The organism is Lachnospira multipara ATCC 19207 (assembly GCF_000424105.1).
Classification (GTDB): Bacteria; Bacillota; Clostridia; order Lachnospirales; family Lachnospiraceae; genus Lachnospira; species Lachnospira multipara.
The window spans coordinates 223,129-235,322 of record NZ_AUJG01000001.1 but is presented as its reverse complement, the minus strand read 5'-3'; the positions used below and the strand labels follow the sequence as shown (position 1 = coordinate 235,322).

Annotated in this window: 9 protein-coding genes; 4 read left to right on the top strand and 5 right to left on the bottom strand. The window is 35.9% G+C overall.

Annotated elements, in window-relative coordinates; all coding sequences use genetic code 11:
* Positions 1-10 precede the first annotated feature (10 nt).
* Positions 11-691, top strand: coding sequence for a DUF1836 domain-containing protein (locus G600_RS0101010; RefSeq protein WP_027430266.1), 681 nt, complete (start codon positions 11-13; stop codon positions 689-691).
* Positions 692-751: 60 nt separating this feature from the next.
* Here the strand turns inward: G600_RS0101010 and G600_RS0101005 are convergent, their stop codons facing one another.
* From G600_RS0101005 to G600_RS0100995, 3 genes are all read right to left on the bottom strand, one after another.
* Positions 752-1,054 carry a YerC/YecD family TrpR-related protein gene (locus G600_RS0101005; RefSeq protein ID WP_027430265.1) on the bottom strand — a complete coding sequence of 101 codons (303 nt, stop codon included), beginning with the start codon at positions 1,052-1,054 and terminating at the stop codon, positions 752-754.
* 342 nt (positions 1,055-1,396) lie between these two features.
* Positions 1,397-2,494, bottom strand: coding sequence for a transglutaminase domain-containing protein (locus tag G600_RS14855; RefSeq protein ID WP_027430264.1), 1,098 nt, complete (start codon positions 2,492-2,494; stop codon positions 1,397-1,399).
* A gap of 87 nt (positions 2,495-2,581) precedes the next feature.
* Complete coding sequence (locus tag G600_RS0100995) at positions 2,582-5,314, bottom strand: ABC transporter ATP-binding protein/permease (protein WP_027430263.1); 2,733 nt, start codon at positions 5,312-5,314, stop codon at positions 2,582-2,584.
* A 214-nt stretch (positions 5,315-5,528) separates the two neighbouring features.
* On the opposite strand from G600_RS0100995, the gene G600_RS0100990 reads away from it, so the two are divergent.
* Positions 5,529-6,683 (top strand): cell wall hydrolase, encoded by a 1,155-nt coding sequence (locus tag G600_RS0100990; protein WP_027430262.1) that lies wholly within the window; start codon positions 5,529-5,531, stop codon positions 6,681-6,683.
* 16 nt (positions 6,684-6,699) lie between these two features.
* Positions 6,700-7,185 carry a hypothetical protein gene (locus G600_RS0100985; protein ID WP_027430261.1) on the top strand — a complete coding sequence of 162 codons (486 nt, stop codon included), beginning with the start codon at positions 6,700-6,702 and terminating at the stop codon, positions 7,183-7,185.
* Positions 7,186-7,280: 95 nt separating this feature from the next.
* Here the strand turns inward: G600_RS0100985 and G600_RS0100980 are convergent, their stop codons facing one another.
* Positions 7,281-8,957, bottom strand: coding sequence for a glycoside hydrolase family 43 protein (locus G600_RS0100980; protein ID WP_027430260.1), 1,677 nt, complete (start codon positions 8,955-8,957; stop codon positions 7,281-7,283).
* Between the two features lie 195 nt (positions 8,958-9,152).
* Between G600_RS0100980 and G600_RS14850 the strand changes: the two genes are divergently transcribed.
* On the top strand, positions 9,153-10,367 hold the full coding sequence (locus G600_RS14850) for an SMP-30/gluconolactonase/LRE family protein (RefSeq protein ID WP_051195298.1): 1,215 nt from the start codon (positions 9,153-9,155) through the stop codon (positions 10,365-10,367).
* A gap of 68 nt (positions 10,368-10,435) precedes the next feature.
* Here the strand turns inward: G600_RS14850 and G600_RS0100970 are convergent, their stop codons facing one another.
* On the bottom strand, positions 10,436-12,016 hold the full coding sequence (locus G600_RS0100970) for a GGDEF domain-containing protein (RefSeq protein ID WP_027430259.1): 1,581 nt from the start codon (positions 12,014-12,016) through the stop codon (positions 10,436-10,438).
* Positions 12,017-12,194 lie beyond the last annotated feature (178 nt).

The window sequence follows — 12,194 nt, the reverse complement described above, 5'->3', positions numbered from 1 at the left end:
AAATATAACTATGAATGATGATAATAAAGCGTTTATTAACGCACTTTTAAAGAAATTAGTAAAACTTAATTATATAAAGCCAAATGATGTTCCTAACATCAATCTATATATGGATCAGGTGACAACTTTCATGGACGAGCATTTAAGCGATGTAAAGCGCCATGAGGATGATAAGATTCTTACAAAGACTATGATTAACAACTACACTAAGAACAACTTATTACCTGCCCCTGTTAAGAAGAAGTATTCTAAGGAACACATTTATATCCTTACTTTCATTTATTATTTCAAGAACATCTTGTTTATAAGTGATATTCAAAAGATACTTAATCCTTTGACAGATAAGTTCTTTGATACTGATTCAAAGCCAGATCTTGAGACTATTTACAATGAGATTTACTTACTTGAGAAGACTCAGATTGACTACTTATCAAAGGATGTTATTAAGAAGTCAGAAATTGCCAATGATTCTTTTAAGGATGTTGAGGACGAGGATGAAAGAGAATTCTTACAGCTCTTCTCTTTAGTATGCCTTTTAAGCTTTGATGTTTATATGAAGAAGAACATCATTGAGAACTTAATCGATGATTTTAATGCTAAGCAGGAATCAAAGAAAAAGAAGGCTGTTAAGGCTGAGAAAAAGGAAGCTAAAAAAGAAGCCAAGAAGGAATCTAAGAAAGAAAGTAAATAATTAATAAATAAAAAAAGTCCCTATAATAGATTATCTATTATAGGGCTTTATTATTAACTATTATTCTTCGTCATTTAATAGGTGTAATCTATCAAAGACCATATCATAGCCATCGTTACCGTAATTAAGGGAACGATTCACACGGCTAATTGTTGCTGTTGATGCACCAGTCTTCTCGGCGATATCCAAATATGTCTTATGTTCTCTTAACATCTTAGCTACCTCGAATCTCTGCGATAATGAAAGTAATTCATTAATTGTGCAGATATCTTCAAAGAATTCGTAACATTCTGACATATCCTTAAGGCTTAATATTGCGTTAAATAATTGCTCAACCTCTGGTGTTTTTAACTTATTGTTCATCAGATAGTCTCCTTTATAGTTAATTCATACAAGTCAATTACTACAATAAAACAGACATTTCATTATTATAAATTCCTCTAAACTAAATGTCTTTTACTTTACAATTTTATCACACTAAAGTTTTACAGTAAAGAGTTTTTCCTGAATTTAATTCTTACTTTAGAAAATTCCCGACATGAATTCTAAACCATCTGATTAAAATTTTCAAGCACTAAAGTATACTATTCTAACTGTCAAGACTCGTCGCGAGTCTTGCGCGCCGGATTCGGGTCTGCTACTGCAGACAAATTCCTGTCCGAATCCGTGCGCATCCTCGCGGAGCGTTTAACTCAGTCGGAGCTTTTACTCCGACTGAGTTAAACTGGTCTTGCATTCTGGCAATTTAACAGATAAGTCTCTTCTTGAGTGATCAAGGCCAATGGCTGTGTCTGAAATATTAAAGTAAGTGTATGAATAAGCCCCTGTTACCTCTCCTAGGGCATCATCCCAAGATAAATCCACATTATAATATTCCCCATTTATATAGACAATATTCCAAGCGTGATTTCCTGTGCCAACGTAACCTGAACAAAAGTAGCAAGGTATATTTAGCTGAATTAAAATGTATTGAAAAGCCCTAGCATAACCTGCGCAAACGCTTTCTTTATTCACCAATGCAGAATAAGCACTTTGATTCATCTCAGAATCATTTACATAACTACAATTCTTTTGGAGCTGCTCGTAAACATACTGTTCCTTTTCAAGGTCTGTCTTTAAGGCAGAGGCTTCATTTATAATTTCTGCTGCCGCCTTTAAAAACTTAGTCCTACTAGTTTGTAGCGAGCTTGCTGTAGTGTTATATTCTAGCTCCACAGATAAAACCTTACCGGAGCTTGTATAACAATAGGTGTAATTAGTGTTAATGTAGAATAACTCCGGATGGTCTGAAAATACCGCAATCATTATATTTTTAATGCTAGAAATGGTAACGCTATTAACTAATGTAACACTAGTTTCAAGCTTAGTTATAGCCTCATAAATCTGGTCATAATCAAGAGCTTCATCCTCTGATAGCATGGCCCTATAAGGATAAATTGCTGCACTAAACTCATAACTACTTTCATAATCGTTGTCACTATCACTATCTGCTGCAACCTCACTTACCTGTTTACCAGTACCATTGGCTATATCTAAATCTGCCCTTTGATTATCACTAGAAATAAGCTTACTTGGATCATAGGTCTCTTCTTCTTTAACCTTTGCTAAAATGTTGTCGAGATTTTCTATATTTTCTCCTGTTAGCTTCTCTGGATTATCTAGTTTTGATACAACAGTTTCAGCGGGCTGTGTTTCATTTTCATAAGAATTAGTCTCCCCTAGTTTTGTGAAAACATAAATCACCAAAACTGCTGCAAATAAAAGAATCGAGGCCTGTATTATTTTCAAATACCTATTATTCATAAATCCCCCACTCCCAAATTGTTCACCTTCTAAAAAAGCTTTAGGCCCATAATGAACCTAAAGCTTATCATTACTATATATATTATACTACTCTGTTCTTAAAGCTACAACTGGATCTTTCTTAGCTGCGATTCTAGCTGGAACTAAACCGGCAATTAATGTAAGAATCATACTGATTATGATAAGTACGATTGCACCAGTAACTGGGAGCTGAGCAACATTTTTTATAGATGTTAAATTGTAAATAATGGCGTTGGCCGGTATGCAAAGGATAAGTGTAATAATTATACCTAGTGCGCCGGATACGAAGCCTTCAATAAGTGTTTCTGCATTAAAGATATGTGATACATCCTTCTTTGAGGCACCAATTGATCTAAGTACACCGATTTCCTTAGTTCTTTCAAGAACTGAGATGTATGTAATAATTCCAATCATGATTGAAGATACCACAAGGGAAATGGCAACAAAGGCAATTAATACGTAAGAAATGGCATTAATAATAGTTGTTACGCTACTCATAATGATTCCTACATAGTCTGTGTAGCTAATTGTGTTGTCTTCATTTCCAGCATCTGTCTGCATATTATTGTAATCAGTAATTATATCTTCGATCTTTTCCTTAGCATCAAAACCTGTTGCATAAATATCAATTCCCGATGGGCTTGATAGGTCGCATATACCAAGGATTGACTTGTTTCCTTCAAATGTAGCATCTGTTGTCTGGCTTAAAACTGACTTAAAGCTTTCTAATACCTGCTCTTCTGTCATCTGCGAAATCATGGCATTTGTTGCTGCTGCCTCTGATTCTGAAAGAGTTGCAATATAGGCATAAACGTTTTCCATTGTAATCTCTTCGTCTTCACCTGCATTAAATTCAATGCCTGTAAATACATCTACATCCTGATTTGCAAGCTGCTGCTTAACGATTTCGCTATCATTTACCTGATTAATAACGTATTCCACTAATTCCTTAGTGTAACCAATATTGTTAGTCATAGATGTGCTTACTGCATCTTCTGATGGGCGAACCACACCAACCACCTTAATATCCGCTGCGTTATTGACTACATTTGTCATATAAACATCATCTTCAGACATATCTTTCCATGTGCCTGTTTCAGAATCGTAATTATAATAATCTGTTGGAAGTACTAACTTATATGAAAGACCAAGTAAGTCATCATAGCTATAACTTGTATTCTCAGTTGTGTACTCCTCGCCTGACATTACTGCCTTATAAAGTTCATCAAACTCATCCATATCCTTTAAACCAAGGGCATATAATGTATAATCATCGATTTCGTTGTTCTCATTAACTGCTAAAACAACCTCGTTATAGGCTGTTGGCCAGTTACCTGCAAGCATTTCATACTGGGAATCAAGTACATCCTGGTCTTCAAGTAACTGCACCCAAGTCTCTGAAGATACACTAAACATACTTGTGCTTGAGTTCAGGCTTGACTGACTTGTAGTTGTGCTTGTTCCACCATAGAAGCTAGATAACATTGTGTTAGGGTTTAACTGTGTAACACCCTTTGAAGTATCTGATAAGTAAATGTTTAAAGGCACGCTGTACTTATACTGAATATCCTGTACATAGTCATTAATATTTGACTCGCCACTTTCAATATATTCCTTAAATTCCTTAAGGTTATTCTTTGTAACCTCAGAAACCATAGTATTAAGAAGATCTGACATGATATTGTAGCTATAAACAGTGTTCTCATCTTTTTCTTCTCCTGATGAATCTCCATCAGATGAATTTGAGGATTCACCCATAAAGGAACTAATAAGACTACTTACATCCACTGTTTCTGCCTGTAGCTGAATTGGGTAACTTGCAAGAGTCTCTCTTTGCACTCTATCAATGTATAACTGAATACCATTTGAAATAGATAATATTAGGGCAATACCAATAATACCAATACTTCCTGCAAAGGCTGTTAAAAGAGTTCTAGTCTTCTTTGTCATAAGGTTATTAAAACTTAGAGAAAGAGCTGTCATTAAAGACATGTGAGTCTTTGTAGCCTTCTTTCTTTGTTTTTCAGCCTTCTTCTCAGCTTTATTGGCTTTCTTAGCTTTCTCCTTAGCTTCCTTTATAGCCAGTCTCTTCTTTTCAGCATCAGCATGGGCCTCTTCATAAGTGTATGGATTAGAGTCGTCTGTAATATCACCATCAAGAAGCTTTACAATTCTTGTGGAATACTTCATAGCAAGCTCAGGATTGTGAGTAACCATAATGATTAATCTATCCTTTGAGATTTCCTTTAAAAGCTCCATAATCTGTACACTAGTTTCTGTATCAAGGGCACCTGTTGGCTCATCTGCAAGTAAGATATCTGGGTTGTTTACCAAAGCTCTTGCAATGGCAACCCTCTGCATCTGACCACCCGATAGCTGGTTTGGTTTTTTATGCAAATGTTTCTTTAAACCTACTTTTTCAAGAGCCTCGCTAGCTCTAAGTCTTCGCTCAGACTTTGAAACGCCTGATAAAGTTAAGGCCAACTCTACATTTGCCAAAATAGTCTGATGAGGAATAAGATTGTAACTTTGGAATACGAAACCAATGGAATTGTTTCTGTATGCATCCCAGTCTCTATCCTTATAGTCCTTTGTTGAAATACCATTGATTTTTAAGTCACCTTCTGTGTACTTATCAAGACCACCAATGATATTAAGCATTGTTGTCTTACCACAACCCGACTGACCAAGAATAGAGACAAACTCTGAATCTCTAAATCTTAGGTTAATGTCCTTTAGGGCTGTAACAGTCATGTCTCCGCTGACATAATCCTTACGAATATGATTGAGCTCTAACATAATCATCCTCCTAATTAATTTCACGCTATTAATTTGTGTGCAATGTGTGTTTATAATATAAAAATTTTATATTCCTTTAATATATTTTCCTCATTTTCTCACTGCTATATGTGATTGTAGCACTAATAAAGCCTACTTGCAATTTAGCTTTAAACAATTTATACTTATTTTGTTTTTTCATATATTTTTTAGATTTATGATAATGGGAGGTTCCATGAAGAGGTTTAATATCTTTTTAACATTAGATAAAACGTCTTCTCTTAAAGTATTATCAAAAGCTAGCGCAATAATCTGTTTAATTGCTGTAATTGCTACAAGTGGACTTATTGTGACATTTTTGCCATATAGTACTTATGCAGATACGCAATCTGATTTAAATGAAGCTAATGAAGAACTAGAAGAATTAAAGAAAGCTCAGTCAAGTCTATCTTCACAGTACAGTGACCTTAATGATAGTTTGACAGCAACAGCAGAGAAGGTCACTGCTGTTGACGAGCAGATTAAAACTAAACAAGATGAAATCGATAGCTTAAACTCAGAAATCGATGCTCTCAATTCATCCATTGATGAACAATATGGGGCTATGAAATTACGTATAAGATATATGTATGAAAACGGTACAGAGAATCTTTTACTTCAATCTATGATGGAGTCAGGCTCAATGGCAGATTTCCTTGTGAAATCTGAATACATTGTTGAGCTTTCAAACTATGATAGAGAACAGTTGGATTTGCTTAATGAAGAGATAACAAGCCGTAATGATGCTATGGCTAATCTTCAAACAGATTTAAAAGAACTTGAGACTTTAAAGACTAGTCTTAATTCAGAGACAGCTAATCTTAAGCAGTCCATTTATGATATTCAATCTGAACTTGATACAACCTCAGATTCCATTGCGCAAACTGAGGCTCTTTGTTTAGAGTATGAGAAGAAGATTCAAGAAGAGAACATCCAAAGGCAGCTTGCTGCTATTGCAGCTATGCAGGCAGGGGATGAGGTAAGTTACTCAGGCACTAAGCTTGATTATACAGCTACAGACCTTGCAATGCTTGCAGCTATTATTGAATGTGAGGCGGGTAATCAGTCTTACGAAGGTAAGTTAGCTGTAGGAAGTGTTATTGTTAATAGAGTTTTAAATCCTAGATTTGGAGATTCTATTACATCAGTTATTTATGCATCAGGCCAGTTTAGTCCTGTTGCTAGTGGTCGATTTGCCATTGTTTTAGCAAGAGGCGCATCTTCGGAGTGTGTTTCTGCAGCCTATGAGGTTTTAAATGGCAACCTTACAACTACTGCCCTATATTTCCATGTTTACAGACCTTCTGTAGATACTGGTGGAACAGTAATTGGTGATCATGTATTTTACTAATCCTTGGAGGAAATAAATGAAGAAGGCAACTAAAGCATCAGACAACAAATATTATATCGCTAGATATAATGCAGCAAAGACAAACTCAGACTTCGAAAGTAGAGAGACTACTTCTGAAGTTCTTGGAATTGATAGAACAAGACTTGCAAGAATCGAGCTTGGAAATGTTGAGCCATATCCAGAGGAAGTATTACTTATGGCTAAGCACTACAATGCTCCAGAGCTTACTTATAATTTCTGTTCAAATGATTGTCCAATCGGAAGACTTACAATGAAATCCGTAGAGATTAGCTCTTTTGATAGACTTTCATTAAAGATTCTTGGTTCTCTTAATGATATAGAAGAATTACGTGGATCTATTATTAACATTTCCGCAGATGGAAAGGTTGATATTGAAGAGCTTGAAGAATTTCAGGCAATTCTTAATTCTTTAGAGGATATTTCTAATAATGCTAAGGCTCTACAGCTTTGGGCAATGAAGAATATCCAACAGCAAAATTAATTTGACTTACAATGATAATACTTAAAAGAGATAAAGGGAAGGAGTTAATTTAAAACTCCTTCCCTTTTCGTATATAAACAATTTATTCTTATATGCTAGTTATATCTAATATAATCTACTAAAATGCTACCTCTATTCTCATTCTTGATTAAACTATTATGAGAAACAAAGACACCATTCTTAACACCTACCCAGCGTCCAGCCTTAGCTTCACAAGCTAGTGTATAAGAGTAGTTTTTAGAATCGAAGCTAATCTCAAGGCACTGTAATTCACGAGGTGCATTATTTACCTTAAGGCCACCTTCAATGTGGTCCTGATAGCCAATTTTCTTAACGCTATATTTAATATAAACTTCCTTCTCCTCTGACTTAAAGGAATGGAAATCCTTAACATCTTTACTAAGTGCTGTATCTGTTACATTTTCACTAGCATAAGAAACATCACAATCAAAGTTTTGATTACCTGTAACCTTTCTAATGTAGTAACCGTCTGAATCCTTGTAAATTCCAAGAGCGATATAGTTCTGGCCAAGTGCTACACAGCCGGCAAAGTCTCCATTTTCAAGATCCTTAAGACTGATCTTAGTAACACAGCTAAATTCAGGCTCTGCCCACTTGCAAAGAAGAAGATTTCTGTAATCACAAACTGGTCTTTGATTAGCACTATCAACGGCATTAAGCTTAATCACTGACTTCTCTGGCATAAACTCTACCCAGTCTGTTTCAGGATTAGCATTCCACTGCCACTGCATGCCAAGACTGTCCTTATCAAACTCATCATCAAGGTCTGGTGCGCAAACTGGGAACTTATTACTATCAGCTAAGTCCTTATCTGAAACGCCCATATCTGGCTTCTTATATTCAAGAACTGGTGTGCCATATTCCTTTAATGGCTTGCCATTCTCATCCTTTTCATACTCACCAATAATTGGCCAATCCTCATACCAAGTCATTGGCTGCAAATGTGTAATTCTACCTGCAGCATAAACATCCTGGAAATGAATAAACCAATCCTGGCCTGTTGGAGTATCCACCCAAGCCCCTTGATGAGGTCCATTTACAACTGTATCCCCTTGTCTTAAAACCATCTTGTACTCATAAGGGCCATAGACATTCTTAGATCTAAGGACTGTCTGCCAACCAGTCTTTACGCCACCTGCTGGTGCAAAAATGTAGTAATAACCATTTCTTTTATACATCTTTGGGCCTTCAATTGTAACCTGGTCATTTAAGTTACCATCAAAAACTACCTTCTCTTCACCAATAAGGCTCATTCCGTCTGCTGCCATCTCAACCATATGTAAAACGCTCTTATAGCCAATTCTACTCTTAGCAACCCCTGCTACTAAATAAGCCTTGCCATCTTCATCCCAGAATGGGCATGGGTCAATCCAGCCAGCTCCTGGTCTAATATTAACGGGCTCAGTCCATTTTCCAAATGGATCCTTAGCAGTTGTCATATAGATTCCCTCATCTGGCATTGGGAAGCATACATAGTAAGTTCCCTCATGATATCTAATTGCTGGCGCCCACACACCGCAACCATGAATAGGGTTTCTGTATCTAAACTCAGGAATCTTAGGAAGAATGTAATTTACCACCTTCCAGTTAACTAAATCCTTAGAATGAAGTAGAGGGAGTCCTGGAGCGTTAGAAAAACTTGACGCTATCATAAAAAAATCCTCTCCTACTCTTATTGCATCAGGATCTGAATAATCTGCATATAGAATGGGATTCTTATAGTTCCCATTTCCTAAATCAGCCATCCACATAAAACACTACCTCCAATTTTTACCATTATTACCTACTTATATTACAATACCGTGGGAGTTTTTACCACATCTTTTATAAATATATTTTCTTAAAGTACAGATTTTTTTAAGTAAATATTAGGTCAAAATAGCCGATATATATTAGGTAAGACGAGTTTGTGTTCATTGCAATTCTCTTACGAAAGGTGGATACAAATGATAATTTCCCAGAGCAACATTTCTATGGCATCCAATAGGAATTATCTAGACCAGAAGGGCTATTCAAAGACTCACAAGACAACGGTTGAAATGGCTACAAAGACAACTTGTTTTAGCGAAAGCTATGATTACTTTTTAAGAAATGAAGCTGAGTCGGCTTACTGTGGTAACGGTCTAGATCAATATGCTAATTACACAAAGAATGAGCTAAATAACCTACACAATTACTCCGAAGAAACTGTGGAAGAAAATGTAGAATCAGACACAAAAGTTAAAAACACTAACAGGCTAAATGCCCAAACAAAGTTAAATGAGAGTTACTTAATTTCAGAGCAGAAAATCTATCAAAGCCTACTAGCCTACCTTCACGAATTTATGCTAAGAAGTCTTTTTTACAGGGACTTTGATTCAATTACTAGCGAGGGCTTTACAGGAGATAGCTTTTCCTCAAACCAAACTATAGGAAATGACAGTACTTTAAACAGCAAGAGTACAAGCCAACTAGATACGAATTACCTAAATCTTTCATTTAATCAGGGCTATCAGGTTTGGACCCTTGAAACTAACCAAAGCTACAGCTACTACGAAAAAGAGGCTGTAAGCTTTTCAACAACGGGAAGTGCAGTTACAAAGGACGGGCGTAACATTTCCTTTAATCTAGATGTTAGTTTCAGCAGAGAATTTCAGCAAATTAGCCAGTTTAGTAGCTTACAAACCTTTGACAAAATACTTACAGACCCCCTTGTTATAAGTCTAGATGACAACCCTGACATGATTAGCGACAAACATTTTTACTTTGATCTAGATGGGGACGGAATAGCAGAAGAACACAACAGATTAAATTCAAATCAGGGCTTTTTAGCACTTGATTTAAATGAAGATGGAGAAGTTACAGACGCTAGTGAGCTTTTTGGCGCTAGCAGCGGCGACGGCTTTGCAGACCTTGCAAAATATGACTCAGACGGAAATGCATGGATTGACGAGGCCGACGAAATTTACCAGAAATTAAGAGTCTGGGTTATGGATGAGGATGGACAATCACGTTTGCTTAGTTTGAAGGAGGCAGACGTTGGTGCTATATATTTGGGAAGAACAAACAACGATTTTAGATTTACTAACGAAGCTAATGAAAGCCAGGCAAGACTTCGACAGAGCGGCTTTTATCTTCATGAAAATGGAGGCGCTTCCCTAGTTTCACAAATCGACCTTTAATCATTGCTGGATACTTTAAGATAAAAGAAAAACCTTTCAAGGCCCTTAGGGGCTTTGAAAGGTCATTTTTATTCTGTGCAATTTACTAATTTAATATGTTTGCCAAGGCCTCTTTTAGCTGAATACATGGCTGTATCTGCCTTTGAAGAGTAATCCCAAACCTTGGATTTCTTCTCTGGGATTCCACTGCATATACCTTGAGAAATATAGACATAAGGCAAATCTCTTAATTCTGACATCTCTAAGATTGAATCTCTTAAATTATTGGCCATCTCAAGAATCTTCTCATCGGAATATCCTAAATAGAATATTAAAAATTCATCTCCCCCGTATCTAAAGCAATAAATATCATTTGATTCGATTGCTTTTAGGGCTGTGGCAACAATTATAAGACATAGGTCTCCAACGTGATGTCCATTTTCATCATTAATCTGCTTAAAATGATCGATATCTAACATCTCAACGGCGTAATTCTTCTTCTCCGTTACTGCTCTAGTAAGCAGTGCCTCCACCTTTGAGCTAAGCCTCCATCTATTAGAAAGACCTGTTAGCTCATCAATTCCTACCTGCTCCTTTAAAAGCTCATTAGCCCTCTTTGAATCCTCAAGGGAGTTCTGAATGCTAATGTACTTTCTAATGGAATTAGTAGTAAGCATCTTGTAGCTGTTATTATATCTTCTATATCTAATTAGCTCCTTATAGAGCTTATCCTTGTCCTTCTCCTCATCGTAAAGGGAAATCTTAAAATCCAAGATTCTAGTCTGAATATATGGGAAATCCATGCCCTTAACAGACTCATCAAAATCCTCCACTAAAGGTAGTAGGATGTCCTTTCTATCCGTCCTTTTTAGAAAATGTAAAAAGTCGAAAATGTACAAAAAGTAATCTACCTTATACTCTGTATCATAGTAGGCCTTAACCGCCTCTTTAAGACAGACCTCCTTCTCCTCTTCAGAAGAAGATACCTTGTTAGTATAGATTAACTTTGTAATATAAAAATCCACGCAAAGCTTCTCATCAGGATGTTTCCTTACAATATCCTCAATCTGGTCAATCTTCTTTTTGGTATCATCATAGAGACCAAATCTATAATAAAGCTTAGCTAGTGTGGTTAGAATAATTATCTCAATAGTCTTTTGTCGTGGGTTTTGATTACATTTTAAAATATGCTTATAAGCCTTCATAGCATATTCCATTGATATGTTAGAATCCTTGATATTATCACTAATCTCGGCATAATTCTCATAGGCAAGGGCTGCAACGAAATCATCCTTTGATTTCTCTGCAAGACTTGCTGCTTCTTTAAAGTTATCTAGAGAATAAACAATCTCGCCTCTTGTGGCATAGAGAATCCCTAGGCTATTAAGACAGCCACCTCTCTTATAGATATTATCTACTGCTTCAAACTCTCTTGCTGCCTTATTAAAATAGTTAATGGCATTATCAAACTCCCCAAGAGTTAAATAGGCATCGGCTATATAAAAGTCAGCATAACCCATAAGATTAATATCAGAATTCTTCTCTGCTATCTTCTTAAAATCACACGCTAATTCAATTGTCTTTAAGGGATTCTCAAATCTAATCTTATCCATAAGCTCAATCTGATCTATAATCCCCTGCTCATAGTTATAATCTTGTAATTCTTTCATATCAAACCTTCATAATTTTTTGCTAAACCCAATATATATAATAAACGAAATATATAGGTGAAACAAGGTAATTTTGCAAAACCATTGTTAAAATAGTCCCTGTAAAATATTAAAAGCTCCTAGCCTTTTATATGCTTATCAAATATATGATTACATATCTTCTGACTAGGAGCTTTTT

Coding starts and splice junctions, on each gene's coding strand:
- G600_RS0100995 (WP_027430263.1), bottom strand. CDS start 5,314: ATGTTAGAGCTCAATCATATTCGTAAGGATTATGTCAGCGGAGACATG.
- G600_RS0101010 (WP_027430266.1), top strand. CDS start 11: ATGAATGATGATAATAAAGCGTTTATTAACGCACTTTTAAAGAAATTA.
- G600_RS14850 (WP_051195298.1), top strand. CDS start 9,153: ATGATAATTTCCCAGAGCAACATTTCTATGGCATCCAATAGGAATTAT.
- G600_RS0100985 (WP_027430261.1), top strand. CDS start 6,700: ATGAAGAAGGCAACTAAAGCATCAGACAACAAATATTATATCGCTAGA.
- G600_RS0101005 (WP_027430265.1), bottom strand. CDS start 1,054: ATGAACAATAAGTTAAAAACACCAGAGGTTGAGCAATTATTTAACGCA.
- G600_RS14855 (WP_027430264.1), bottom strand. CDS start 2,494: ATGAATAATAGGTATTTGAAAATAATACAGGCCTCGATTCTTTTATTT.
- G600_RS0100970 (WP_027430259.1), bottom strand. CDS start 12,016: ATGAAAGAATTACAAGATTATAACTATGAGCAGGGGATTATAGATCAG.
- G600_RS0100990 (WP_027430262.1), top strand. CDS start 5,529: ATGAAGAGGTTTAATATCTTTTTAACATTAGATAAAACGTCTTCTCTT.
- G600_RS0100980 (WP_027430260.1), bottom strand. CDS start 8,957: ATGTGGATGGCTGATTTAGGAAATGGGAACTATAAGAATCCCATTCTA.